A 23,622-nucleotide genomic window follows, 5' to 3' on the forward strand; every position below is an offset into this window, starting at 1 on the left:
GCATACGGTATACAGATCACGGCAGCGCGAGCAAGGGGTTTTTGCAACCCCCGCGTGTCATGTCTTGCAAGTGCCTCAATCAGCTCCGGCCACCCAGCCGGGCCATGGCCGGGAGGCCGGAACGGCACCGCACGGCAACTCGGGGCAGGGTCATCGGCGTGGGTCCTTCTGGCGCGAAAAGGTGAGGTGTTCTCGCGCCCTCCTGTCGCAGCCGCATGTCGCGGGCCGGTGAATTGTCGCGCGACGGTGTCAAACCGGGCGCTTTGCCCTATCCCCCTGCCATGCTTCCCCTCGACCTCCCCGTCGCCGAGGCGCTGCCGGCGCTGACGGCCGCCCTCCGCGCCGGATCGAACGCCCTGCTCATCGCCCCGCCCGGCGCCGGCAAGACCACGCTCGTGCCCCTTATCCTGCGCGACGAGCCCTGGGCCGGGGGCGGCAAGCTGCTGGTGCTCGAGCCGCGCCGCGTCGCCGCCCGCGCCGCCGCCCGCCGCATGGCCGAGCTGCTGGGCGAGGCCGCCCCCGGCGGCACCATCGGCCTCTCGACCCGGCTCGACCGCGCCGTATCGGCCGCGACCCGCATCGAGGTCGTGACGGAAGGCCTGCTGGTCCGCCGCCTGCAATCCGACCCCGGGCTCGAGGGCGTTGCCGGCGTGCTGTTCGACGAGGCGCATGAGCGCAACCTCGATACCGACCTGGCGCTCGCCCTCTGCCTCGACCTCCAGCGCGGCCTCCGCCCGGAGCTGCGGCTGCTGGCGATGTCGGCGACGCTCGACGGTGGTGCCTTCGCCGGGCTGATGGGCGATGCGCCCCGGATCGAGAGCCTCGGCCGCGCCTGGCCGGTCGCCGTCGAGCACCGCCCGCGCGACCTCGCCGACGCGCGCGACCTGCCGGAGGCGATGGCGGGCGCCATCCGGACGGCGCTGCGCGAGCATCCCGGCGACGTCCTCGCCTTCCTCCCCGGCTGGGGCGAGATCCGCCGCACGCAGGAACGCCTCTCCGGCGTGGATGCCGATGTGCTCCCCCTGCATGGCGAGATGCCGCCCGCCGAGCAGGACCGCGCCCTGACGCCCGGCCCCCGCCGCAAGGTCGTCCTCGCCACCTCCATCGCCGAGACCTCGCTCACCGTCCCCGGCGTCCGCATCGTCGTCGATGGCGGCTTCCGCCGGGCGCCGCGCCTCGACCCGGCGACCGGCCTCGCCCGCCTCGTCACCATCCGCATCAGCAAGGCCGCCGCCGAGCAGCGCGCCGGCCGCGCCGGCCGCACCGCGCCGGGTGTCGCCATCCGCCTCTGGTCGGAGGCGCTGCATCGCGGCCTTGCCCCGCAGGACCGCCCGGCCATCCTGGAGGAGGAGCTCTCCGGCCTCGCCCTCGACCTCGCCGCCTGGGGCGCCGACCCGGCCGAGCTCGCCTGGCTCGACCCGCCTCCCGCCGGGGCGATGGCCGCCGCCCGCGCCCTGCTCCGCGACCTCGACGCGCTGGATGGCGAGGGCCGCATCACCCCGACCGGCCGCCGCATGGCACGCCTCGGCACCCATCCCCGCCTCGCCCGGATGCTGGCTGCCGCCGAGGGGGAGGGGGAGGGGGCGCTCGCCGCCGACCTCGCCGCGCTGCTGGAGGAGCGCGACCCGATCCGTGGCAAGGAGGTGCCGAGCGACATCACCCTGCGCCTCGACCTGCTGCATGGCGCCGACCACCCGAATGCCGATCGCGCGACCATCCACCGCATCCGCCGCGCCGGGGCGCTGCATCGCCGCCGCCTCGGCCTGCATGGCAGCGCGCTGCCCGAGGGCGATCCGGGTGCGCTGCTCGCCGCCGGCTTCCCCGACCGCATCGCCGCCATGCGCGGCGTCATGGCCGGCGCCTTCCGCCTCGCCTCGGGCCAGGGTGCCCGCCTGGCCTCGACCGACCCCCTGGCGAAATCCCCGCTGCTCGCGGTCGCCGACCTGGAATTGCAGGGCACCGAGGCCCGCATCCGCATGGCCGCCCCGCTCGACCGCGCGGTGCTGGAGGGGCGCTTCCCCGACCGCTTCCGTCGCGAGGAGGGGGCGGCCTTCGATGCCCGCGCCGGCGCCGTCCTCGCCCGCCGCCGCCTTCGCTTCGGCCCGCTGGTGCTGGAGGAGCAGCCGCTGCCCAACCCGGACCCCGCGCTCGTCGCCGCCGCCCTGGCCGGGGCGGTGGCGGAGCGTGGTCTGCGCGACCTGCCCTGGAGCCCGGCCGCCCGCCAGCTCCAGGCCCGGCTGCGCTGGATGCGCGCGGTCGAGGGCGATGCCTGGCCCGACCTCTCCGACGCGGCCCTCGCCGCCACCGTGCAGGACTGGCTGGCACCCTATCTCCAGGGCCGCTCCCGCCTCGCCGACCTCGCCGGGCTGAACCTGCCCGACATGCTGCTGGCGGGCCTGCCCTGGGAGCGCCGCCAGCGCCTCGATGCCGCGCTGCCCGCGCGGCTGCCGCTGCCCGCCGGCCGCAGCGCCGCCATCGACTATACCGGCGAGACCCCGACGCTCGAGGCCCGTCCGCAATACCTCTACGGCCTGACCGGGCTGCCGCCGCTCGCCGAAGGCCGCGTCCCCCTCCAGGTCGCGCTGCTCTCGCCCGCCGGCCGCCCCATCGCCGTCACCGGCGACCTCGCCGGCTTCTGGCGCGGCGGCTGGCTGGAGGTACGGAAGGAGATGCGTGGCCGCTACCCGAAGCATAACTGGCCCGAGGATCCGGCCGGCGCCGCGGCCGACCCACCGCGCCCCGGACGCGGCGGATAGCCGCCGCCTTGCCGCCGGAGGTTGAAGGATCGCATCCATCTTCCCAGAATCGGGGCTGCACCGAGTCCTGCCCCATCCCCCAAGGATTTCGCCCCCGATGCCCGCCTTGCTGACGCGCCGCCATGCCGGCCTCGCCGCCGCTGCCCTGCTGTCCGGCTGCGCCACCGCCCCCTGGCCGGCCAGCGCCCAGCGCGGCCTGCTGCCCGACTTCGCCGACCTGGCCGAGCGCGTCCTGCCAGCCGTGGTGAACATCGCCGTCACCGGCGAGACCACCGTGGCCCAGCTGCCGCCCGAGCTGCGCGGCACGCCGCTCGAGCGCTATTTCCGCGACCGGCTGCGCAACCGCCGGCAGGAAGTCGCGGGCGCCGGCTCCGGCTTCGTCATCGATCCGGCGGGCTATATCGTCACCAACAACCATGTCATCGGCAACGCCACCCGCGTCATCGTCGCCCTGCAGGACGGCACCGAGCTCACCGCCCGCATCGTCGGCTCGGACGAGCTGACCGATCTCGCCCTGCTGAAGGTGGAGCCGCCCCAGCCGCTCGCCGCCGTCTCCTGGGGGGCCTCGGGCACCACCCGCGTCGGCTCCTGGGTGCTGGCGGCGGGCAACCCCTTCGGCCTCGGCGGCACCGTCACCTCCGGCATCGTCTCCGCCCGCGGGCGGGAGATCGGCGCCGGCCCCTTCGACGACTTCATCCAGACCGACGCGGCCATCAACCCCGGCAATTCCGGCGGCCCGCTCTTCAACGCGGCGGGCGAGGTGATCGGCATCAACACCGCCATCTACTCGCCCTCCGGCGCCTCCGCCGGCATCGGCTTCGCCACCCCCTCCGACCTCGCCCGGCCGGTGATCGAGCAGCTCCGCCGCGACGGGCGGGTGGAGCGCGGCTGGCTCGGCGTCTCGGTGCAGGACCTGGTGCCGGAGGATGGCCGCCCGGCCCGCCGTGGCGTGCTCATCGCCGGCGTCGAGCGCACCAGCCCGGCCGGCCGCGCCGGGCTGCGCCAGGGCGATGTTGTCGTGGCCATCAATGGCGACCGGGTCGAGACCTCCCGCGCCCTGGTCCGCACCGTGGCCGCCGTGGCGCCGGGCCAGACCATCCGCCTCACCGTGCTGCGCGAGGGGCGGGAGCGCGAGATGCCCGTCCAGGTCGGCCGCCGGCCCGGCCAGGGCTGAAGGCCCGCCGGCTGCGGGACATTGCCTAGCTTGTTGTTTAAGCGGGCAAATGATGTTGCTCGTATAATGTAAACCGGGCCGGGTCTGGTCTAAGCTCCGGCTCCCACAAGGACACCCGCCGCCATGCGCATTCTGCTGGTCGAGGACGATGCCGAGGTCGCCCGCTTCGTGAAGAAGGGGCTGCAGGAGGCCGGCCACACCGTCGAGCACGCAACCAATGGCCGTGACGGGCTCTTCCTCGCCGCCTCGGAGCAGTTCGACATGCTGGTGCTGGACCGCATGCTGCCCGGCGGCGTCGACGGCGTCCGGCTGGTCGAGACGCTGCGCAGCCAGGGCAACCGCACGCCGGTCCTCTTCCTCTCCGCCCTCTCGGCGGTGGATGAGCGGGTGAAGGGCCTCAAGGCCGGCGGCGACGACTACCTGACCAAGCCCTTCGCCTTCGCCGAGCTGCTGGCCCGCGTCGAGGCGCTTGGCCGCCGCCCCTCGGTCGATGCCCCGGCCACCAAGCTGCGCGTCGCCGATCTGGAACTCGACCTGCTGTCCCGCACCGTGACCCGGGCCAGCAAGCGCATCGACGTGCAGCCGCGCGAATTCCGCCTGCTCGAGCATCTGATGCGCCATGCCGGGCAGGTGGTGACCCGCACCATGCTGCTCGAGAAGGTCTGGGACTACCATTTCGATCCGCAGACCAACGTCATCGACGTGCATGTCAGCCGCCTGCGCCAGAAGCTCGACAAGGGCTTCGACAAGCCGCTGATCCATACCGTGCGCAATGCCGGCTATATGATCCGGGCCGAGCCCTGAGCCAAACCAGTTTCCGTCGCGGCGATCAGGCGCTGGCCCCCGGCCTCGCCCTCGGCCCGCCGCGCCTGCTGCGCAGCGCCGGCTTCCGCTTCGCCCTGCTCTTCGCGGCGATGTTCGCCTCCGCCGCCATCGCCCTCGTCGCCGTGCTGTGGTGGGCGACCGCCGGCGCGCTCGACCGGCAGACCGATGCCGCCATCCGCGCCGATGCCATCGCGCTGGCCGAACGCTGGCGGGAGGCCGGCGCCACCGGCCTTGCCGAGGCGATCGAGGAGCGCCTCGCCGTCGATGTCGAGAACGAGTCGCTCTACCTGCTGCTGGAGGCGGAAGGCACCCGGCGCCTCGCCGGCAATCTCGACCGCTGGCCGAATGCCCCGGCGGCCGAGGGCGCCTGGTTCCGCACCCGCGTGCTGCATGACGGCGTCGCGGCGGAGGCCCGGCTGCACCGGCTCGACCTGCCCGGCCTCCGCCTCATCGTCGGCCGCGACGAGTCGGAGCGGGAGCAGCTGCGCCGGCTGCTGACCGAGGGCGTGCTCTGGGCCTCCGGCGCGGTCGTGCTCTTCGCACTCCTCGGCGCCTGGATGCTGCGCCATGCGCTGCAGACGCGGATGCGGCCTGTCTTCGCCACCACCGCGGCCATCGCCGGCGGCGACCTCGCCTCGCGCATCGCCCTCTCGGGCCGCGGCGACGAGTTCGACCGGCTCGCCCAGACGCTCAACGGCATGCTGGAGCGCATCGTCACCCTGATGGAGGGCGTGCGCGGCGTCTCCGACGCCATCGCGCATGACCTCCGCACGCCCATCGCCCGCGCCCGCGCCAAGCTGGAGGACGCCCTCTCCGATGTGCCGGACGAGGCCGCGCTGCGTGCCGCGGTGGAGCAAGGCATCGCCGATCTCGACGGCATCAGCCGCATTTTCCAGGCCCTGCTGCGCATCGCCGAGGCCGAGGCCGGCGCCCGCCGCGCCGCCTTCGCCCCGCTTGACCTCGTCCCCGTCCTCGCCGATGCCGCCGAGATCTACGAGGTGGCGGCCGAGGCGCGCGGCCAGCACTTCGCCACCGACCTGCCGGAGCGGCTGGAGCTGGTCGGCGACCGCGACCTGCTGCTGCAGGCCATCGCCAACCTGCTCGACAACGCCATCAAATTCACTCCCCCCGGCGGCACCGTGACCCTCGCGGCCCGCCTGCTGCCGGCCGCGATCGAGGTCGCGGTGGCGGATGACGGGCCCGGCCTTGTGCCCGAGGACCGCGCCCATGCCGGAGAGCGCTTCTTCCGTGCCGACAAGGCCCGCGCCACCCCTGGCTCCGGCCTCGGCCTCTCGCTGGTGCAGGCAGTGGTGAATCTGCATGCGGGCGAGCTGCGGCTGGAGGATGCCACGCCGGACCGCACCCCGCCCGGCCTCCGCGTCGTGCTGCGCCTGCCGAAGCCGTGACTGCCATGACCGAAGCGTCATCCTCTGCCCATCGCCCGATGAGGCGCGGCGCCGCATTCTGGTCGTCGATGAATACCGTCCTCACGCCGCCCGCGCTGCTGATGGTCCTGGCGATGTCCGCCGCGGCGGAGCCGGGGCCGCGGGTGACGACCGACACGCTGGAGTATTGCGGCAGCCTCGCCGCCCGGCTCGCCGGCATGCCGGCCGCGACGCAGGAGCCTTCGCGCTCGCTGGCGGCGGAGGGCATGCGGCTCTGCGGCAACGGCCATCTCCGCACCGGCATCGCCAAGCTGCGCCGCGCCGTCCGCGCCGCGCAGGCAGGCTCCTGATCCACCCTCCCCAGCGCAACCCGTTCCGCTAACCTCTCCGCCATGGCGGAGGGGCAGGGATGAGGCAGGCCAATGCGGCGGGGCTGCGGCGCGAATTGCGCGGCTTCCTCGCGGCCGAGATCGCCGCGGGCGGCTTCGACCCCGCGGCGGGAAGCTGGGCGGCACCGGACCCCGGCTTCGCCGCACGCCTCGGCGCCCGCGGCTATATCGGCACCTGCTGGCCCCGCGCCCTGGGCGGCCAGGGCGGCAGCGCGGCCGACCGCCACATCATCGCCGAGGAATTGCTGGCCCATGGCGCCCCGCTGCGCGCCCATTGGGTGGCGGAATGGCTGGTGGGGCCCCTGCTGCTCGCCGCCGGCACGCCCGGCCAGCAGGCCGAGCTGCTCCCCCGCCTCGCCACGGGCCGGCTTTCCGCCTGCATCGGCCTGACCGAGGCGGCGCTGCCCGGCGACGCGACCCTCCGCTGCCGCGCGCGCCCCGCGCCGGGCGGCTGGCGCCTCACCGGCCGCTGCCACGTCATCGGTGAAGCCGGGGGGCGGATGCTGCTGCTCGCCCGCACCGGCGATGGCGAGGGGCCCGGCCTAAGCCTCTTCCTGCTCGACCTCGCGCTGCCCGGCCTCGTGCCGCAGGGCGCCGGGCGCCTCGCCCTCGAGGAGGTTTTCCTCGCCGAGGACCGCCTGCTCGGCCCGGCCGAGGAAGGGCTGGCCCTCTGGGCGGAAGCCGCCGCCGTCGCCCGCGCTGCGCCGGATGGCTGGCTGCGCCACCTCCCGCTGCTCGCCGCCCTCGCCGGGGCCGACGCCCCGCCCGAGGCGGACCCGGTGCTCGGCCGCCTGGTCGCCGCCTGCGCCACCCTCCATTCCATGGGGCTGTCACGCGCCGGCCGCCCGTCGCGCCGCCTCGCCACCCTGGCGGCGCTGGAGGCCGAGGCACCCCTGGCCGCCCTCCGCCGCCTGCTGCCCGAGGAGGCGCGCCCCCGCCTCGCCGAGCCGCCGCCGCTGATCCCGCTGCCCGCGCTGCGGCGCCCCGCCCAGGCTGTGCGGCCAGCGATGCGGCCCCCGGGACGTCTGGTGGCGGAGACGGTCCGGCTGCTGGCCGGGACCGGCACGGCGCCCGGCTTCGACCTCGACTGCTGGACGGCGCTGGAGGAGGGGCCGGTGCTGCGCGCCGCCCTGCCGCCCGAGCTGGATGGCGAGGGGCTGGGGCTGCCCGGCCTGCTCGCCATCGTCGAGGCGGCCGGCGCCGCGGCCGCGCCCCTGCCGGTGGCCGAGACGCTGCTCGGCCATCATGCGCTCGCCCGGGCCGGCCTCGCCCCGCCGCTCGGCCCGCTGACGATCGGCCCGGTGACGGAGGGCGAGGCGCCGCGCCTCCTGGGCGGCCTGCTTACCGGGCAGCTCCGTCGCCTGCCCTGGGCGCGCCATGCGGGCGCCGCCGTGCTGGTCCTGGAGGACGGGGAGGGGCCGCGCACCATCCTCGCCGGGCGCCCCGCCATCGGCACCACGGGGACCAATGGCGCCGGCGAGCCGCGCGACCTGGTGCTGCTGGAGGAGATGCCGGTGCTTGCCGCCGGCCCGCCCGGTCAGGGGCTGACGCCCGCCGGGCTGCGCGACCTCGGCGCCCTGTTCCGCGCCGCCGCCATGCTGGGCGCGATCGGCGTCCTGGCCCGCGGCGCGGCCTCCCGCGCCCTTGCCGCCATGGCCCGCCATGCGGTGCGGCGGGCGGCCCGCGACCCCGGCCGCTTCGCCATCGCCTGCGCCCGGCTGCGCGTCGCCGCCGCGGCCGAGGCCTGCCTCGCCGCACCGGGGCGTGACCCGGCCCTGGCCCGCCGCCTCGCCGCCTGGGGCGGCGAATTCGGCACCGAATCGGCCACCGCCACCTGGCTTGGCGGCGAGGCCCGCCGTGCCGGCGCCGCCGGGCTGTGGCCGCTCATCGTCGATCGGGGCAGGATGCCGGGCGAGACGGAGGACACGGCGCATGAGTGAATTGCTCTTCGAGACCCAGGGCGGCATCGCGACCATCACCCTGAACCGCCCGGACAGCGGCAATGCCTTCACCACCGAGATGCTGTCGCTCTGGGAGGCGGCGCTGCGCGAATGCATCCACGATGACGCCATCCGCTGCGTGGTGCTGACCGGCGCCGGCCGCATCTTCTGCTCCGGTGGCGACGTGAAGCGCATGGCGGCCAATGCGGCCGGCGGCCAGCAGCCCTGGGACCGCGCCAAATACCTCACCGACCATGTCCACCGCATCCCGCTGACGCTGATGGAGCTCGACAAGCCCTATATCGTCGCGGTGAACGGCGCCGCGACCGGGGCGGGGATGGACATGGCGCTGATGGGCGACCTGCGCTTCGCCGCCGAGAGCGCCCGCTTCGCCGAGACCTACATCAAGGTTGGCTTCGTCGCCGGCGATGGCGGCGCCTGGCTGCTGCCGCGGCTGGTCGGCATGCCGAAGGCGCTCGAGATGCTCTGGCTCGGCGATTTCGTCGGCGCCACGGAGGCCGAGCGCATCGGCCTGATCAACAAGGCGGTGCCGGACGACCAGCTCATGGCGCACACCTATTCGGTCGCCGAGCGGCTCGCGTCCGGCCCCACGGTCGGCATCCGGCTGATGAAGCGCATGGTGCAGCAGGGCCAGACCAGCGGCTTCCGCGAGGCGCTCTCCTTCGCCGCGAGCTGCGTCGGCGTGGTCAGCGCCACCGAGGACCACCGGGAAGCGACCGCCGCCTTCGCTGAGAAACGCAAGCCCGTCTTCCGGGGCCGGTAGAGCGAGACGGGAGCAAGCACCACGGCGAAGCCGCTTCCCCGAGCCGATGCGGGGGAAGTTGCCCTATACGGCAGCCGGGCGTTCGCGCCGCTGCCGGTCGGCGATGGCGAGCGCCCGCGCCGTCTCGATCAGGGCCTGGCGCACGCCGGGGTCGGAGATGGCGGTGAAGGCCTGCACCAGGCTCATCACCCCATCCCCCGCGAAGAACGTCAGCGCGTGGCGCCCGGCATCGCCCAGCAGCTCCTCGACCGAGACGCCGCAGAGCGCCGCCCAGACCGGCAGCCGGTCGGCGCAGAGCCGGTTCTGCCCGCGCTCGTATTTCAGCACCTGCTGCGGGCTGACGCCGAGCGCCAGGCCCATCTGCGCCAGCGTGACGCCGGCCTCCACCCGGGCCTGCTTCAGCCGCAGGTGGATGGGCTCGACCAGCACAGCATTCGCCGGAAGGGTCCCGAGCGGCAGGGGCGAGGGCGGCATGGCGGCGGTTCGCGGCATTGTTCTCAGGCTACCGTCAGTGTCGGGCAGATCGTAATGTTTCCATCGCAGGTTGTATAGACGCTTGATTTCGATAACGAACCATAATGGCATGATAATGTCGCCAAAATCCGGGCGCGAGGGCCGAACTGCCGCGGTTTTTTTCAGGGTGTCGGCGCCCCTGCCGGAAGCAGCCCCTCGGCCTGCAAGGACTGCCAGAAACCGGCCGGGACCGGTTGCGCCATGAGCGCGAGGTTTTCCTGTACCCGCCCGGCCGATTTCGCCCCGGGGATCACCGCCGCCACCACCGGATGCGCCGCGCAGAATTGCAGCGCCGCCGCCCGCAGGTCGGTGCCATGCGTCGCGGCGATCGCCGCCATCCGGTCGCGCTTCGCCACCATCTCGGGCGGCGCCTCGGCATATTCGTAGTGCCGGCCGCCCGCCAGCAGCCCGGAATTATACGGCCCGCCGATGACGACATGCACGCCACGCCCGGCGCAGGCCGGAAAGAGCGAGCCGAGCGCCGGCGTGTTCAGCAGGGAATAGCGCCCCGCCAGCAGGAAGACATCCGGGTCCGACATGGCGAGCGCCCGCTCGCAGGCCTCGACGCGGTTCACGCCGAGCCCCCAGCCCCGGATCACGCCCTCCTCCCGCAGCCGGATCAGCGCCCGCGCCGCGCCGGCCATGGCCTCGTCGAAAACCGTCGTCCAGCGCGCGCCCAGGGCATCCTCGGCGATGTCATGGATGAAGGCGATGTCGATCCGGTCGAGGCCGAGCCGCTGCAGGCTGTCCTCGATGCTGCGCAGCGTGCCGTCATAGGAATAGTCGAGCGCCACCCGGAAGGGCAGGCCATGCACGAAGGGCGGGTTCTCCGGCCGCGCCGCATCCGGCCGCAGCAGCCGCCCGACCTTGGTCGAGAGCACGAACTCCTCCCGCGGCCGGTCGCGCAACACCTCGCCGAAGCGATGTTCCGACAGGCCCGAGCCGTAATGCGGCGCCGTGTCGAAATAGCGGATGCCGCCCTCCCAGGCCGCCTCCAGCGCGCCCCGCGCCGTCGCCTCGTCCACCGCGGCGAACATGTTGCCGAGCGGCGCGCCACCATAGCCGAGCGGCCCCGGCGGCTTGAATCGGGTCCCGGTCATGCGGCTCTCTCCTGCGCTGTGCCGCGGCAGCAGCGGCCCGCGCCCGCCCGGGTTCCGCCGGTGTCTGGACAAAGCGGCCGATCGGGTGCGGGATGGCGGCCGCGTCCAGGAAAGGAAGAACGATGCTCGACAGCACGGAATACCGCATCCCCTCGCTGCGCCATAAGGTCAGCCCGGAGGAGTGGCAGGCCCGCATCGACCTCGCCGCCTGCTACCGCCTGGTCGACCTCTACCAGATGAGCGACCTGATCGCGAACCACGTCTCCGTCCGCGTCCCGGGCGAGGATGCCTTCCTCATCAACGCCTATGGCCTGCTCTACGAGGAGATCACCGCCTCCTCGCTCATGAAGGTCGATTACGACGGCAACATCCTGCTGAAGCCGGAATTCCCCGGCCAGGATTACGGCGTGAACCGCGCCGGCTTCGTCATCCACTCGGCGATCCACAAGGCGCGCCACGACCTCGCCTGCGTCGCCCATACCCATACCTGGGCCGGCATGGCGGTCTCGACGCTCGAATGCGGCCTGCTGCCGAACACCCAGACCAGCATGCGCTTCGCCAAGGTCAGCTACCACGACTTCAACGGCGTGGTGCTCGACCTCTCCGAGCAGGAGCGGCTGGTGCGCGACCTCGGCGACAACAACGCGATGATCCTCCGCAACCACGGCCTGCTGACCGTCGGCACCACCATCCCCGAGGCCTTCAACGCGCTGCACCGGCTCGAACTCTCCTGCAGGACGCAGATCGCGGCGATGTCCTGCAACAGCCCGATGATCCAGGTGCCGCCCGACATCGTCGAGAAGACCTACATGAACTACCAGCCGCATGTCCGCCGGCCCTTCGGCCTGCTCGACTGGCCGGCGCTGCTCCGCAAGCTCGACCGCATCGACCCCAGCTACCGGGACTGATGCGCGTCCTCCTCTCCGACGTCGCCGAGGCCCGGCACGGCGGGCGCATCCGCGCCGCCCTGCCGGGGGTGGAGCTCGTCCCCGTCGCCCCCGAGGGCCCCTTGCCCGATACCGCGGGCATCGGGATGGCCTTCGTCTCCCGCGACCTCTTCCTCGGCGGCACCCGCTTCCGCCTCACCGAACGCTTCCAGCGTTTCGTCGCGCTGATCCTCGCGGCGCCCGACCTGCGGCGCGTGCAGACCTTCTCCGCCGGCACCGACATGGCGCCCTACCAGGCGATGCGCGCGCGGGGGATCGAGGTGGTCGGCGCCAGCGGTGCCAGCGCCCCGGCCGTGGCGCAGGCCGCCATCGCCGGCCTGCTCGCGCTGGCCCGCCGCCTGCCGCGGGTGATGGAGGCCCAGGCCCGCCATGCCTGGGAGCCGATCTACGGGGAGGGCGAGCCGCCCGACCTCGCCAGCCAGACGGCGCTGATCGTCGGCACCGGCCCGATCGGCCAGGAGATCGCCCGCCTCGCCGCCGCCTTCGGCCTCACCCCCATCGGCATCCGCCGCGACGGCACGGCCCCGCCGCCGCCGCATTTCGCCGAGGCCGCGTCCTATGCGGCCCTGCCGGGCTGGCTGCCCCGTGCCCATTGGCTGATACTCGCCTGCCCGCTCACCGAGACCACCCGCAACCTGATCGACGCCGCCGCCCTTGCCCTGCTGCCTCCCGGCGCCGGACTGGTGAACGTCTCCCGCGGCGGCGTGGCGGACGAGGCGGCATTGCTTGCCGCGCTGCGCTCCGGCGACCTCGCCGGTGCCTTCCTCGACGTCTTCACCGAGGAGCCGCTGCCGTCCGGGAGCGCCTTCTGGGACCTTCCCAACGTCATCGTCTCGCCCCACAGCGCCGCCGCCGGGGAGGGCCTGGCCGAGCGCGTCGCCGCGATTTTCTGCGACAACCTGCGGCGCTGGGCCGCCGAGTCCCAAGGGGAAAAACCCACCCGATGATTCAGATCGCCACGACCCGGCGCCGCCTCCTCCAGGCGGGGTCGCTCCTCGCCATGCCCGCGCCCGCCCTGGCCCAGCCGGCGTATCCGAACCGCCCGCTCTCGCTGCTGATCGGCTACGCCCCCGGCGGCCTCACCGATGTCATGGTGCGGATGATCGCGGAGCGGCTGGGGCGGGAGCTTGGCCAGACCGTCGTCGTCGAGAACCGCAGCGGCGGCGCGACCTCCATCGCCTCCACCGCCGTTGCCCAGGCCCGGCCGGACGGCTACACGCTGCTGATCGGCACCAACAGCTTGGCGATCAACCTGGCGCTGCAGCCCGGCCTCACGCCGCGCGACCCGATGCGGGAGCTGCAGCCCGTGGGCGAGGTCTATTACACCCCCTTCGCCCTGGCGGTGCACAGCTCGGTCCCGGTGCAGGACTTCAAGGGGCTGATCGACTATGCCAGGGCCAATCCCGGCAAGCTGAACTACGGCAGCTCCGGCAGCGGCTCGGTGAACCACCTGCTGACCGAGCTGCTGATGCTGAAATCCGGCGCCCGCTTCGAGCATGTGCCCTATCGCGGCGCCGGCCCGGCGCTTATCGACCTGCGCGCCAACCGCATCCAGGTCTTCTACGCCTCGCCGCTCGATGCGGAGCCGCTGGTGAAGGAGGGCATCATCCGCCTTGTCGCCATCTCCTCGGAGGAGCGGCTGGCCAGCCTGCCCGACCTGCCATCGGTGGCGGAAAGCTTCCCCGGCTGCGCCGGCGTGCTCTGGCAGGGCCTCTTCGTCCCGCCCGGCACGCCGCCCGAGGTGCAGGCGCGCCTCCACGCCGCGCTTCGCGCCAGCCTCGCGGACCCGGCCCTCGCCAGCCGCGTCGTGCCGCAGGGCGTCGTGATCATGCCGGGCGACGCGGCGGCGCTGCGCGACCGGCTGGCACGCGAGATCAAGCTCTGGGCGGAGGTGATCCCCGCCACTGGCATCAAGGCCGAATAGGGCGGATTCCGTGAGCGGATGCGAACGGAAGCGCCCTGGGCACGACCAGCGCATGAACATCTGGGCCGCCATCGCACCATCCACGAACATCTCGGAACGCCGGCTGTCCTGTTCGGCCTCAGGTGCCGGCAGAGTTTGATGTCACCCCGGCACGGAAGCTCCTAGGCTCGCGCTGCGGCTCAGGCCCCCCCTCGGCCGCCAAGGGAACGGGAGGATCGGCCCAGATGAAGGACCATATTACGAAGGGGCTCGCCATGGTGCTGACAGGCGCCGGGCTTGCCGCGCTGACGCCGTCATCCGCACCGGCCCAGCCGGCCGAGCGGGCCATCACCCGCGACCTTGCGGGACCCGGCCTGCAATGGGGGCCGTGCCCGAGCTTCATGCCATCGGGCTGCCAGATCGCCGTCCTGCACGGCGATCCGGCGAAGCACAATGCGGATGTGTTCTTCCGGCTGCCCGGCAACAGCAAAGCCGAGCGCCACTGGCACAATTCCGCGGAGCGCATGGTCCTGATCGCGGGCGAGTTGCTGGTGGAGTTCGATGGGCAGGACGCGGTTGTGATGCGGCCCGGCACATACGCTTTCGGCCCGGCTCGGCTCCCGCATAGCGCGGCCTGCCGTTCGGCCGAAGCTTGCGTGCTGTTCATCGCCTTCGAGGAGCCCGTCGACGCCATGGAAGGCGCCCCTCGATAGCCCAACCAGCGCAGGGCAGCCTGCGGCAGGACAGCCTGTTCGATCGCCGGCAATGCCGGATGCCCACGAACGACAGGACAATCAGGCCGCTGGCGGGACCTAGCCCGTCCGTCCCAGCACCTCCGCCACCTGCCGCTGCCAGGCCTCCCAGGCGGCATCGGCCGCGGCTCCGGATTGCTCGGCGGCGAGGCTCGCGGCGTTGAGCCGCCGCCGCGCTTCCTCCCGCTCGGCGCCGCTGCGGTCCTCGGCGGCGGCGCGGGCGCGGCCCAGCGCCGCCTCCGCCACGGCATATTGCCGGATGGCGCCGCGCGCCACGTCCAGCAGCCGGCGTGACTCGCCGAGCCCGGCCACCACCGCCTCCAGCCCCGGCCGCCCCGGCGCATCGGCGGGCAGCCGCTCCAGCACCGCCCGCAGCGTCTCGAGGCTGCCCGGCCCGCCGGGCAGGCGGCGCAGGCTCGCCTCCACATCCATCTCCCGCCAGCGCAGCAGCACCGGGTCGCCGAGGCCGGGGTCGATGATCGGCACCTCGCTCCGCCCCTCCCGCTCCCAGGCGAAGCGCAGCGTCACCGGCGCGCCCTCCAGCATCGTCTCCGTCCGCAGGCCGAAATCCCCCTCCGCCACGACCGGGAAGAGCGGCCGCGCCCCGATGCGCCGCGGCAGGTCCACCACCAGCCGCCCGCGCGCGCCGCGCGGCTCGACCGCCAGCGCCACCTCCTCCCGCCGCAGCGCGATGAGCAGGACGACGCCCCGCCGCAGCTCCACCCCTGCCGGCCGCTCGGCATTCGCGGCCGCGGAGGAGAGCAGCACGTCCCGGTCGCGCGCGAAGGCCAGCAGCCGCCGCTCGCCCGGCAGCACCGCCCGCAGCTCCGCATCGCCGCGATAGCCGCCCGCCGCATCGAAGACGGCGGCGAGCCCGTCCGGCAGCGTCGCCCCGCCGGCATTGTCGAGCCGGACCGCGCTCAACGGGTTGCGCGCCCCGAGATCCTGCACCCACCAGACCCGCTCGGCCTGGAGCCGCGCATCGAGGAAGGGCAGGTTTGCCGTCTCCCCGCCGCGGATCGAGACGGGGGCGGGCAGGGTGAAGGCAACGCTCCCCGCCACGCTCTCGGCCACCGCCTGCGGCACCGCCGCAACCGGCGCCGGTGCGGGGGAGGGGGCCGCCTCCAGCCGCATCGCCCGCCCGGCGGGCGCCGGCATGGTGGCCATCGGCGCGGGCGGCGGCGGCCGGGCGCCAGTATCGGCGGCCACCTGCACCTGCTCGGCGCCGCGCACCGGCAGCTCCGGCCGCTCGATCCGGATCGGCGTGTAGAGCGCCTGGCGATAGGCCGCCGGATTGCCGGAGACGAGCGAGAGCCGCACCCCCTCCCAATCGGCGCCGGAGCGGTTCTCCACCACGGCCCAGCCCTGCAGCCGCGCCTCGCCCGCCGCTTCCGGCAGGAAGAGCCTGTAGGAGGGCTTCCACAGCGGTGCGCCGGTGACGGTGGCGAAGGCGACCTCCCGCGCCGCATCGGCGCGCAGGCGGATCTCGATGCTCCGCTCATCCGCCGCGCGCGAGGCCGCCAGCGCCTCGGCCGCGCGGGCGATGCGGGCGGCGAGGCCGGCATCGGCCAACCGCACCTCCTCGCCCTCGCGCAACAGCAGAAGGCGCAGCCCGCGCTCGGTCAGCAGCGAGACGCGCAGGCCGCCCTCGGCCTCCTCGGCATCGGCCAGCCGGCCCGTGCTGCCGCCCGCCTCCACCACCTGGCCGCGCAGGGCGCGCAGCAGGCTGGCGCGGTTCTCGAAATCGCCCGGCCGCAGCGGCAGGCCACGGAAGGCCTCCGCCTCGATCTCCTGCGCCGGCAGGCGCAACCCCTCCACCACGCCCAGCGGGTCGCGCAGCACGAGGCTCTTCAGCACGTCATCCACATCCTCGAGCGGGACGCGGAAGGTGATGCCCGCCCCCGCCTCCAGCCGCCCGGCACGCTCGATCTCGGCGAGGCCGGCATTGGAGAGGGTCACCGCCCTGACCGGCAGCTCCTCCGCCCAGGCAGGGAGGGCGAAGCAGAAGGCGAGCAGCAAGGCGCGGCGCATGGGCGGTCCCCGTCGGTTCAGTCGGCCGGCATCCTAAGCCATGCTCCACGATCACTGGATCGCGGAGCATGGCCTAGCTTATTGTTTCGTCGCATGATTCACGTCTCCGGCCGTTCCAGCCTGCGACGATCATGCTCTGGCGAGCCCCACCGCCCCGCCGAAGGCCGCCAGCGAGAAGCCGAGCCCCATGGCGAAGACCGCCAGGTGGCTCTCGCCCGTCGCGGCGAAGAGGGCGGCGAGGCCGAAGCCCACCAGCGTCTGCGTCACCGCGAATCCGGCCGTGCAGCGCACCCAGAGCCCGGTTGCCCGTGGCCCCGCCAGCTCGCGGCAGACGGTCAGCGTCACCGTCGTCACCCCGATCGCGGCGAAGCCCGCCGCCGCCGCGGCCGGCAGCACCAGGGCGGGCCAGGGCGGCAGGGTGAGCGCCAGCGCCACCGCCTGCACCAGCAGCCAGAGGCGGAGCGCCGGCCGCCCGCCGATCCGGTCCGTCACCCGCCCGGAGAGGATGCCCCCCGCCACCCCGGCCAGGCCGAAGACCAGCCAGACCGCCGCGCCAATGCCAAGGCCGAGGCCCCGCCCACGCGCCGCCAGATCGGCCAGATAGACCATGGGCGGCACCATCCCCGCCCCATGCAGCCCATAGGTGGCGATCAGCAGCCGGGCGCGGGGGGGTGCCTCCGCCGCCTCGCCGGTCAGCGCCATGCGCGGCCAGCGCGGATGGGCGAAGGCCCAGAGCGCCACCACCAGCCCCGCCAGCCCGAGCCAGGTCGCCGGGAGGCCGCCCGGCAGCAGCGCCGGCACGGCGACCGCCCCGGTGGCGATGCCGAGCCCGACGCCTGCGATCACCACGCCGCCCGCCGCCCCGCGCCGCGCCGGCGGCACGGAGGCCTGGGTGGCGGGACCGGCCAGCGCCATCAGCAGCCCGCCGCCGATCCCGGCCAGCGTCCGCCAGAGCAGGAACCAGGCGAAGCCGCCATTCCAGGCGCAGGCCGCGAGCGCCAGCACCACCAGCCCCATGCCGCAATCGAGCAGGCCGGGCACGCCGAGCCGCCGCGCCACCGGCCGGCCGCCGAGCGTGCCGATCAGGTAGCCGAGCAGCGCCGCCGCCCCGAGCGCCCCCGCCTGCCCGCCATCGACCCAGCCCGCCGTCACCATGGCGGGGAAGAGCGGCACATAGGCGAAGCGCGCCAGCCCGTTGCCGGAAGCGGTGGCTGCGGCGCCGGCCAGGGCGGGGCGGAGGAAGGGCTGCACCGTGCCAGCCTAGGCGCCGCTGGCGCCTGGGGCGATGCCGCTTGAAATACGAAAATCTGTAGTGAAATCTGGCGGGTAGATATCACGCAATCAGGTGAGGGGGTCTTGTTGCCCACACTGACGGTCGTTAAATAGCAGGCAATCACCCGCCCCGCAGGATATTACCCGATGAGCACCAAGGCGAAGGCCCGCCCCGCCACCGCTCCCGTGGTCTTCACCGCCAACCGCCTGCGGGATGGCCGCGTGGTCTGGCTCGGCACCGAGGGCCGCTGGGCCGAGCACATCGCCGAAACCACGCCCTTCGCGCCGGAGGCCGCCGAATCCGGCCTCGATCTCGCCCGCCAGGGCGAGCGGGACCAGCAGGTCGTCGGCGTCTATGCCGTGGATGTGGCCCTCGACGGCCCCACGCCCCTGAAATTCCGCGAGCGCCTGCGCGTGCAGGGGCCAAGCGTCGCAGCCGAGGCCGCCTGAGCATGAACGCCCTGACCTACCCGCCCCATGCCCGCACCTACCGCTATGACGAGATCGACCGCGAGTTCATCCGCGAGCGGATCGTGGAATTCCGCGGCCAGATCGAGCGCCGCCTCGCGGGCGAGCTGACCGAGGACGAGTTCAAGCCGCTGCGGCTGATGAACGGCCTCTACCTCCAGCTCCACGCCTACATGCTGCGCGTGGCGATCCCCTACGGCCTGCTGAACAGCGCGCAGCTCCGCCAACTCGGCGCCATCGCCCGCCGCTGGGACCGCGGCTTCGGCCATTTCACCACCCGCCAGAACATCCAGTTCAACTGGACGAAGCTGGAGGACGTGCCGGCGATGCTCGAGGCGCTCGCCGAGGTGGACATGCATGCCATCCAGACCAGCGGCAACTGCATCCGCAACACCACGACCGACGAATATGCCGGCGCCACGCCGGATGAGGTGGTGGACCCGCGCATCTATGCCGAGATCCTGCGCCAGTGGTCGACGCTGCACCCGGAATTCACCTGGCTGCCGCGCAAGTTCAAGATCGCCATCACCGGCAGCCCGAACGACCGCGTCGCGGCGCAGGTGCATGATGTCGGCGTGCTGGCCAAGCGCAACGAGCGCGGCGAGGTCGGCTTCGAGATCCATGCCGGCGGCGGTCTCGGCCGCACCCCCATCATCGCCCGCAAGCTGCGCGACTGGGTGCCGGAGGCCGAGTTCCTCGCCTATATGGAAGCCGTGCTGCGCGTGTATAACGCGCTCGGCCAGCGCGACAACATCTACAAGGCCCGCATTAAGATCCTGGTCCGCGACCTCGGCGACGAGTTCGCGCAGATGGTCGAGCGCGAGTATGAGCGCATGCCGCGCGACAAGTACCGGCTCGATCCGGAGGTCGTCGCCGCCATCGCCGCGCATTTCGCCCCGCCCCCGTTTGCCGCGCTCGAGGACCAGTCGCTCCCCGACGATCCCGAATTCCGCCAATGGGCCTCGGCCAGCGTTCGGGCGCACAGGCAGCCGGGCTACGCCTCCGTCACCATCTCGCTGAAGCCGATCGGCGGCATCCCCGGCGATGCCAGCGCCGAGCAGATGGAGGCCATCGCCGACCTCGCCGAGCGCCACTCCTTCGGCGAGATCCGCGTCACCCATGTGCAGAACCTGGTCCTGCCGCATGTCCGGCAGGAGGACCTGTACGCGCTCTGGGAGGGCCTCCGCGCCGCCGGCCTGGCGACGCCGAATATTGGCCTGATCAGCGACATCATCGCCTGCCCGGGCATGGACTACTGCGCGCTGGCGACGGCCCGCAGCATCCCCATCGCCCAGCGCATCAGCGAGCGCTTCGCCTCGCTCGACCGCCAGCACGACATCGGTGAGTGCTTCATCAACATCTCCGGTTGCATCAATGCCTGCGGCCACCACCACGTGGCCCATATCGGCATCCTCGGCGTCGATAAGCGTGGGGAGGAGGTCTACCAGATCACCCTCGGCGGCTCGGCGACCAACGACGCCGCCATCGGCGACCTGATCGGCCCCGCCTTCTCCTACGACACGGTCGTCGACGCGGTGGAGACCCTCATCACCACCTACATCGCCCATCGCGCCCCGGGCGAGCGCTTCATCGACACCTATCGCCGCCTTGGCGCCACGCCCTTCAAGGACGCCCTCTATGCCCCTGCTTGAAGCCGGCGAGCTCCGCCCCGATGCCTGGAGCCTCGTCGAGGACGAGGCGCCGCTGCCCGACGGCCCCGCGATCGTCAGCCTCGCCCGCCTGCGCGCCGAGGCCGCCACGCTCGCCGGCCGCAACGCGCCACTCGGCGTCGCCCTGCCGCCCGAGGCGCAGCCGGAGGAGATCGCCCCCTTCCTCGACCGCCTCGCCCTGGTCGCGGTGCGCCTGCCGAAGTCGAAGGACGGCCGCGCCTTCACCCAGATCCGGGCCCTGCGCGAGCATCACGGCTTCACCGGCGAGGTCCGCGCGACCGGCCACGTCCTCCCCGACCAGTACGCCATGCTGCTCCGCTGCGGCGTGAGCACCATCGAGGTCGCGGAGGGCACCGACCCCGCCACCTGGGCGCGCTCCCGCGACGCCATCCGCATCGCCTACCAGGCGGCGCAGACGCCGGACCGCCCGCTTTCCCTGCTCCGCCGCAAACTGGAACTCGCCTGATGCACCGCCGCAGCCTCCTCGCCCTCGCCGCCGCGAGCTTCGCAACCCCGGCCTTCGCCCAGGCATGGCCGGCCGAGCGCAGCATCCGCATCATCGTCCCGGTCGCCGCCGGCGGCAGCCAGGACATCGTCGCCCGCCTGCTCGCCCGGCACCTGACCGAGGCGCTGGGGCAGAATGTCGTGGTGGAGAACCAGCCCGGCGCCGGCAGCAATATCGGCTACGAGGCGGCATCCCGCGCCAGGCACGACGGCTATACGCTGCTCGCCGGCTCCGACAGCCTCTCCATCAACCGCACCCTCTTCCCGCATCTCGGCTTCGACCCGGTCGAGGGTTTCGCCCCGGTGGCGCGTGCCGTCCGCGTGCCGCAGATCCTGGTCGTCCGCGCCGATAGCAGCGCGACGAGTCTCCAGGATTTCGTCGGCGCCACCCGCCGCGGCCCTGTCGCGGTCGGCACGCCGGGCAATGGCAGCCTCGCCCATCTCCTCGGCGAGCAGATCCAGGCGGCGGCCGAGATGCGCTGGACCCATGTGCCCTATCGCGGCGGCGCGCTGGCGGTGAACGACCTGCTCGGCGGCAGCCTGCAGGGGGTGATGATCAATATCGGCGCGGTGACGGACCATGTCCGCGCCGGGCGCCTGCGCGGCCTCTTCGTCTCCTCCGCCACGCGGGCACCGGGCCTGCCCGAGGTGCCGACCCTCGCGGAAGCCGGCATGACCGGCGGCGAGGCGGTGGGCTGGCACGGCATCGTCGCCCCCCGCGGCACCGACCCCGCCATCATCGCCCGGCTGAACACGGCGATCGGCCAGGTCGTGGCACGGCCCGAGGTCGCCGAGCGCCTCGCCGCCCTCGGCCTCGAGCCGGTGAACGAGAGTCCCGACGCCCTCGGCACCCTCATCCGCGCCGATGCCAGCCGCTGGGCCGAGACCATCCGCCGCGCCCGCATCCAGCCCGACTAGCATCGCGGTCCGGCGGTGCTAGGCTCCCTCGGAAATAACCGAGGGAGCATGTCCATGGCCTTCCCGCTGACCGAATCCCACCCCGAGGCGCTGAACCTCGACCCGCGCCCGCTCGCCCGGCTCTGCGCCGTCATCGAGCGGCATATCGCCGAGGGCCATCACCCCGGCGCCCAGGTGGCCGTCGCCCGCCATGGCAAGCTCGCCCTCTTCCGCCATTTCGGCGAGGCGCGGCTCGGCACGCCCGCCACGGCCGACAGCCTCTTCCTGATGTATTCCAACACCAAGGTCGTCACCGCCTCGGCGCTCTGGCTGCTGGCGGAGGAGGGGAGGCTGCGCTTCTCCGACCCCATCGCCCTGCATGTCCCGGAATTCGCGGCGAACGGGAAGGGCGACATCACCATCCTGCAGCTCCTCACCCATCAGGGCGGCTTCCCCTCGGCGGTGGTGCCGGAAGCCTGCTGGGCCGACCATGCCCTGCTGCGCCAGACCGTCAGCGCCTTCACCCTGGAATGGACCCCCGGCAGCCGCGTGCAGTACCACCCGGCCGCCGCGCACTGGGTTTCGGCGGTGCTGATCGAGGCCATCACCGGCCAGGACTTCCGCGCCTTCATCCAGGAGCGGATCCTGGCCCCGCTTGGCCTCGGGGATGACGTCGTCATCGGCATGGAGGATGCCCAGCTCCCCCGCGCCGCCGAGATCTACGACCCGAAGCAGGATGGCGCCTTCGTCCCCCGCGCCGCGGAGAACACCTCCGCCCATCATGCCGCCGGCATTCCGGGCGGCGGCGGCTACGGCACGGCGCGCGGCATGGCGGCCTTCTACCAGATGCTCGCCGGCGGCGGCGCGCTGAACGGCACCCGCCTCTTCTCCCCGCGCATGATCGAGTTCGTGACGCGCAATTTCACCGGCGATCGCATCGACGACTATATGGGCATCCCGATGCATCGTGGCCTCGGCCCCCACTCGCGCGGCGAGACGCCCGTCGCGCGCGGCCTCGGCACCATCGCCCACCCACGCACCTTCGGCCATGGCGGCGTCGGCTCCTCCTATTGCTGGGCGGACCCGACGAGCGGCACCTCATTCGCCTTCTTCTCGAATTGCCGCCAGACGGAGGTGTTCCACAACCAGCGCATGGATGTGCTGAGCAGTCTCGCCCACGCCGCCATCCTGCCGGACTAGCGAGGCCACTCGCGGAAGGAGAGGGACATGGTGGTCACCGCCGCCTCGAAGCAGGGCTTCAAGGCGCGCGGGAATTCCACCCAGAGCGTGCCGATCATCCCGCCATCCGCCGATACCAGGCTGCGCCGGTAGAAGATCCGGCCAGCCATGTACCCGGAAAGGACGAACCAACTCGGCGTTGTCCGGGTATAGGTGATCTCTCCGCCGCTGTTCTCGATGATGTCCTGCCGCGCCTCGCGCATCACCTCGGCGAGGCTTTGCCCCAACCCGTTGGCGATCGCCGTGACGGTTGCGCTGGCCTGCCCGTCGAGGCTGACGAACCGCGCCGTGTCCGGACCCGTGGCCTCGAGCGGGAAGCTCGCCGGATAGCGCATCCGCAATCCGAGAACCGCGCTGCGCCACTCCAGCACCTGCGCCGCCGCCGGCGCCGTGCAGGCGGCATCCTGCGCCCGTGCCGCGATCGCCGGCAGGGCCAGGGCCAGCGCCAGCGCCAGGCCCCGCATCCCGCTCATCTCCCGACGATCATGTCCCCGTATTCGGGATGCCGCTCGACGAAGCGCACGACGAAGCTGCAGAGCGGGACGACGTTTTTTCCCTCCGCCCGCAAGCGGTCCAGTGTGCCCCGCACCAGCGCCGAGCCGATGCCCTGGCCCTCCAGCGTCTCCGGCACCTCGGTATGGAGGAGCGCGACGCTGCCGCCCTCCCGCCGATAGGCGATGAAGGCGAGCGCATCGCCGACCGCCATCTCGAAGCGCCCTTCCGCGGCATTGTCCTCGACGGACCTGTCCCCGGCCGGCCTCATGCCTCGTCGATCCCCCAGGCGCCACGCTCGCGCTCACCGCGGCGGATCGCCTCGTCATTGGCCGCGTCCACGGCGCGCTCGTCATCGGCGCGCCGGCGGAGCGTGCCCGGCTCCAGCGCCTCCTCGATCTCGGCCGCAGCCATGCGCAGCCGCGCCGCCGCCTGGCCCGGCACGCCATCGCGTTCGGCCATGGCCAGCAACGGGCGCAACCCGTCCAGCAATGTCGTCAGATGATGGTGAAGCTCGCGGTCCATGCCGCCATCCCCTCGCTGCCTGTTACTGGCCGAACGCGCCAGGAGGGCGGGGGATC

Annotated in this window: 23 protein-coding genes; 16 read left to right on the plus strand and 7 right to left on the minus strand. The window is 73.3% G+C overall.

Annotated elements, in window-relative coordinates; genetic code table 11:
- The first annotated feature begins 281 nt into the window (after positions 1-281).
- The 7 genes from hrpB to BLR02_RS00555 all read left to right on the plus strand — a co-directional run bounded on the left by hrpB (position 282) and on the right by BLR02_RS00555 (position 9,253).
- Positions 282-2,756, plus strand: coding sequence for an ATP-dependent helicase HrpB (gene hrpB, locus BLR02_RS00525; protein WP_090659466.1), 2,475 nt, complete (start codon positions 282-284; stop codon positions 2,754-2,756).
- 97 nt (positions 2,757-2,853) lie between these two features.
- Positions 2,854-3,930: a trypsin-like peptidase domain-containing protein gene (locus BLR02_RS00530; RefSeq protein WP_090659469.1), complete on the plus strand. Its 1,077-nt coding sequence runs from the start codon at positions 2,854-2,856 to the stop codon at positions 3,928-3,930.
- A gap of 123 nt (positions 3,931-4,053) precedes the next feature.
- Positions 4,054-4,734: a winged helix-turn-helix domain-containing protein gene (locus BLR02_RS00535; RefSeq protein ID WP_090560447.1), complete on the plus strand. Its 681-nt coding sequence runs from the start codon at positions 4,054-4,056 to the stop codon at positions 4,732-4,734.
- A 110-nt stretch (positions 4,735-4,844) separates the two neighbouring features.
- Positions 4,845-6,161, plus strand: a complete 1,317-nt coding sequence (locus BLR02_RS00540; RefSeq protein WP_090659472.1) for a sensor histidine kinase — start codon at positions 4,845-4,847, stop codon at positions 6,159-6,161.
- Between the two features lie 68 nt (positions 6,162-6,229).
- Positions 6,230-6,490 (plus strand): hypothetical protein, encoded by a 261-nt coding sequence (locus tag BLR02_RS00545; protein ID WP_090560449.1) that lies wholly within the window; start codon positions 6,230-6,232, stop codon positions 6,488-6,490.
- Between the two features lie 59 nt (positions 6,491-6,549).
- Positions 6,550-8,469 carry an acyl-CoA dehydrogenase family protein gene (locus tag BLR02_RS00550; RefSeq protein ID WP_090659475.1) on the plus strand — a complete coding sequence of 640 codons (1,920 nt, stop codon included), beginning with the start codon at positions 6,550-6,552 and terminating at the stop codon, positions 8,467-8,469.
- A complete protein-coding gene (locus BLR02_RS00555) occupies positions 8,462-9,253 on the plus strand; it encodes an enoyl-CoA hydratase/isomerase family protein (protein ID WP_090560451.1) in 792 nt (263 codons plus the stop codon). The genes BLR02_RS00550 and BLR02_RS00555 overlap by 8 nt, the downstream gene beginning before the upstream one ends.
- 63 nt (positions 9,254-9,316) lie before the next feature.
- Here the strand turns inward: BLR02_RS00555 and BLR02_RS00560 are convergent, their stop codons facing one another.
- The gene (locus tag BLR02_RS00560; RefSeq protein ID WP_176952652.1) at positions 9,317-9,745 is read right to left on the minus strand and encodes a helix-turn-helix domain-containing protein; all 429 of its coding nucleotides are present in this window, start codon (positions 9,743-9,745) and stop codon (positions 9,317-9,319) included.
- Positions 9,746-9,888: 143 nt separating this feature from the next.
- Entirely contained in the window at positions 9,889-10,866 is a 978-nt protein-coding gene (locus BLR02_RS00565) for an aldo/keto reductase (protein ID WP_090659478.1), read from the minus strand.
- A 122-nt stretch (positions 10,867-10,988) separates the two neighbouring features.
- Between BLR02_RS00565 and BLR02_RS00570 the strand changes: the two genes are divergently transcribed.
- From BLR02_RS00570 to BLR02_RS00585, 4 genes are all read left to right on the plus strand, one after another.
- Entirely contained in the window at positions 10,989-11,774 is a 786-nt protein-coding gene (locus BLR02_RS00570) for a class II aldolase/adducin family protein (protein ID WP_090659481.1), read from the plus strand.
- Entirely contained in the window at positions 11,774-12,760 is a 987-nt protein-coding gene (locus BLR02_RS00575) for an NAD(P)-dependent oxidoreductase (RefSeq protein ID WP_090659484.1), read from the plus strand. Before BLR02_RS00570 ends, BLR02_RS00575 begins: the two co-directional genes overlap by 1 nt.
- On the plus strand, positions 12,757-13,737 hold the full coding sequence (locus BLR02_RS00580) for a Bug family tripartite tricarboxylate transporter substrate binding protein (RefSeq protein WP_090659487.1): 981 nt from the start codon (positions 12,757-12,759) through the stop codon (positions 13,735-13,737). The genes BLR02_RS00575 and BLR02_RS00580 overlap by 4 nt, the downstream gene beginning before the upstream one ends.
- Before the next feature lie 224 nt (positions 13,738-13,961).
- Positions 13,962-14,429, plus strand: coding sequence for a cupin domain-containing protein (locus tag BLR02_RS00585; RefSeq protein WP_090560457.1), 468 nt, complete (start codon positions 13,962-13,964; stop codon positions 14,427-14,429).
- 99 nt (positions 14,430-14,528) lie between these two features.
- Here the strand turns inward: BLR02_RS00585 and BLR02_RS00590 are convergent, their stop codons facing one another.
- Both BLR02_RS00590 and BLR02_RS00595 read right to left on the minus strand, forming a co-directional pair.
- On the minus strand, positions 14,529-16,499 hold the full coding sequence (locus BLR02_RS00590) for a DUF4139 domain-containing protein (protein WP_090659490.1): 1,971 nt from the start codon (positions 16,497-16,499) through the stop codon (positions 14,529-14,531).
- 129 nt (positions 16,500-16,628) lie between these two features.
- Positions 16,629-17,750 (minus strand): YbfB/YjiJ family MFS transporter, encoded by a 1,122-nt coding sequence (locus BLR02_RS00595; protein WP_090659493.1) that lies wholly within the window; start codon positions 17,748-17,750, stop codon positions 16,629-16,631.
- 168 nt (positions 17,751-17,918) lie between these two features.
- Here BLR02_RS00595 and BLR02_RS00600 point away from each other — a divergent pair, with 168 nt between their 5' ends.
- Genes BLR02_RS00600 through BLR02_RS00620 form a run of 5 tightly spaced genes read left to right on the plus strand, consistent with a single transcriptional unit; the run spans position 17,919 to position 22,510 of the window.
- On the plus strand, positions 17,919-18,221 hold the full coding sequence (locus BLR02_RS00600; protein WP_090560460.1) for a DUF2849 domain-containing protein: 303 nt from the start codon (positions 17,919-17,921) through the stop codon (positions 18,219-18,221).
- 2 nt (positions 18,222-18,223) lie between these two features.
- A complete protein-coding gene (locus BLR02_RS00605; protein ID WP_090659497.1) occupies positions 18,224-19,891 on the plus strand; it encodes a nitrite/sulfite reductase in 1,668 nt (555 codons plus the stop codon).
- On the plus strand, positions 19,878-20,375 hold the full coding sequence (locus BLR02_RS00610) for a DUF934 domain-containing protein (protein WP_090659500.1): 498 nt from the start codon (positions 19,878-19,880) through the stop codon (positions 20,373-20,375). The genes BLR02_RS00605 and BLR02_RS00610 overlap by 14 nt, the downstream gene beginning before the upstream one ends.
- Positions 20,375-21,331 (plus strand): Bug family tripartite tricarboxylate transporter substrate binding protein, encoded by a 957-nt coding sequence (locus BLR02_RS00615; RefSeq protein ID WP_090659503.1) that lies wholly within the window; start codon positions 20,375-20,377, stop codon positions 21,329-21,331. Before BLR02_RS00610 ends, BLR02_RS00615 begins: the two co-directional genes overlap by 1 nt.
- A 54-nt stretch (positions 21,332-21,385) precedes the next feature.
- Positions 21,386-22,510 (plus strand): serine hydrolase domain-containing protein, encoded by a 1,125-nt coding sequence (locus tag BLR02_RS00620; protein WP_176849310.1) that lies wholly within the window; start codon positions 21,386-21,388, stop codon positions 22,508-22,510.
- On the opposite strand, the gene BLR02_RS00625 is transcribed toward BLR02_RS00620, so the two are convergent.
- From BLR02_RS00625 to BLR02_RS00635, 3 genes are read right to left on the minus strand one after another with little or no spacing between them, the layout of a single operon-like run.
- The gene (locus BLR02_RS00625; protein ID WP_143018001.1) at positions 22,507-23,022 is read right to left on the minus strand and encodes a hypothetical protein; all 516 of its coding nucleotides are present in this window, start codon (positions 23,020-23,022) and stop codon (positions 22,507-22,509) included. The two genes, BLR02_RS00620 and BLR02_RS00625, sit on opposite strands and share 4 nt — an antisense overlap.
- Entirely contained in the window at positions 23,019-23,312 is a 294-nt protein-coding gene (locus BLR02_RS00630; RefSeq protein WP_090659511.1) for a GNAT family N-acetyltransferase, read from the minus strand. The genes BLR02_RS00625 and BLR02_RS00630 overlap by 4 nt, the downstream gene beginning before the upstream one ends.
- Positions 23,309-23,566: a hypothetical protein gene (locus BLR02_RS00635; protein ID WP_090560467.1), complete on the minus strand. Its 258-nt coding sequence runs from the start codon at positions 23,564-23,566 to the stop codon at positions 23,309-23,311. Before BLR02_RS00635 ends, BLR02_RS00630 begins: the two co-directional genes overlap by 4 nt.
- Positions 23,567-23,622: the final 56 nt, after the last annotated feature.

This window comes from Belnapia rosea (genome assembly GCF_900101615.1).
In the GTDB taxonomy this organism is placed as follows: Bacteria; Pseudomonadota; Alphaproteobacteria; order Acetobacterales; family Acetobacteraceae; genus Belnapia; species Belnapia rosea.

What these genes read in the sequence shown, in the direction of transcription:
- BLR02_RS00630 (WP_090659511.1), bottom strand. Translation starts at nt 23,312, where the DNA reads ATGAGGCCGGCCGGGGACAGGTCCGTCGAGGACAATGCCGCGGAAGGG.
- BLR02_RS00550 (WP_090659475.1), top strand. Translation starts at nt 6,550, where the DNA reads ATGAGGCAGGCCAATGCGGCGGGGCTGCGGCGCGAATTGCGCGGCTTC.
- BLR02_RS00590 (WP_090659490.1), bottom strand. Translation starts at nt 16,499, where the DNA reads ATGCGCCGCGCCTTGCTGCTCGCCTTCTGCTTCGCCCTCCCTGCCTGG.
- BLR02_RS00635 (WP_090560467.1), bottom strand. Translation starts at nt 23,566, where the DNA reads ATGGACCGCGAGCTTCACCATCATCTGACGACATTGCTGGACGGGTTG.
- BLR02_RS00580 (WP_090659487.1), top strand. Translation starts at nt 12,757, where the DNA reads ATGATTCAGATCGCCACGACCCGGCGCCGCCTCCTCCAGGCGGGGTCG.
- BLR02_RS00575 (WP_090659484.1), top strand. Translation starts at nt 11,774, where the DNA reads ATGCGCGTCCTCCTCTCCGACGTCGCCGAGGCCCGGCACGGCGGGCGC.
- BLR02_RS00600 (WP_090560460.1), top strand. Translation starts at nt 17,919, where the DNA reads ATGAGCACCAAGGCGAAGGCCCGCCCCGCCACCGCTCCCGTGGTCTTC.
- BLR02_RS00585 (WP_090560457.1), top strand. Translation starts at nt 13,962, where the DNA reads ATGAAGGACCATATTACGAAGGGGCTCGCCATGGTGCTGACAGGCGCC.
- BLR02_RS00570 (WP_090659481.1), top strand. Translation starts at nt 10,989, where the DNA reads ATGCTCGACAGCACGGAATACCGCATCCCCTCGCTGCGCCATAAGGTC.
- BLR02_RS00565 (WP_090659478.1), bottom strand. Translation starts at nt 10,866, where the DNA reads ATGACCGGGACCCGATTCAAGCCGCCGGGGCCGCTCGGCTATGGTGGC.
- BLR02_RS00620 (WP_176849310.1), top strand. Translation starts at nt 21,386, where the DNA reads ATGGCCTTCCCGCTGACCGAATCCCACCCCGAGGCGCTGAACCTCGAC.
- BLR02_RS00615 (WP_090659503.1), top strand. Translation starts at nt 20,375, where the DNA reads ATGCACCGCCGCAGCCTCCTCGCCCTCGCCGCCGCGAGCTTCGCAACC.
- BLR02_RS00530 (WP_090659469.1), top strand. Translation starts at nt 2,854, where the DNA reads ATGCCCGCCTTGCTGACGCGCCGCCATGCCGGCCTCGCCGCCGCTGCC.
- hrpB (WP_090659466.1), top strand. Translation starts at nt 282, where the DNA reads ATGCTTCCCCTCGACCTCCCCGTCGCCGAGGCGCTGCCGGCGCTGACG.
- BLR02_RS00535 (WP_090560447.1), top strand. Translation starts at nt 4,054, where the DNA reads ATGCGCATTCTGCTGGTCGAGGACGATGCCGAGGTCGCCCGCTTCGTG.
- BLR02_RS00560 (WP_176952652.1), bottom strand. Translation starts at nt 9,745, where the DNA reads ATGCCGCGAACCGCCGCCATGCCGCCCTCGCCCCTGCCGCTCGGGACC.
- BLR02_RS00625 (WP_143018001.1), bottom strand. Translation starts at nt 23,022, where the DNA reads ATGAGCGGGATGCGGGGCCTGGCGCTGGCGCTGGCCCTGGCCCTGCCG.
- BLR02_RS00555 (WP_090560451.1), top strand. Translation starts at nt 8,462, where the DNA reads ATGAGTGAATTGCTCTTCGAGACCCAGGGCGGCATCGCGACCATCACC.
- BLR02_RS00610 (WP_090659500.1), top strand. Translation starts at nt 19,878, where the DNA reads ATGCCCCTGCTTGAAGCCGGCGAGCTCCGCCCCGATGCCTGGAGCCTC.
- BLR02_RS00545 (WP_090560449.1), top strand. Translation starts at nt 6,230, where the DNA reads ATGAATACCGTCCTCACGCCGCCCGCGCTGCTGATGGTCCTGGCGATG.
- BLR02_RS00540 (WP_090659472.1), top strand. Translation starts at nt 4,845, where the DNA reads ATGTTCGCCTCCGCCGCCATCGCCCTCGTCGCCGTGCTGTGGTGGGCG.
- BLR02_RS00605 (WP_090659497.1), top strand. Translation starts at nt 18,224, where the DNA reads ATGAACGCCCTGACCTACCCGCCCCATGCCCGCACCTACCGCTATGAC.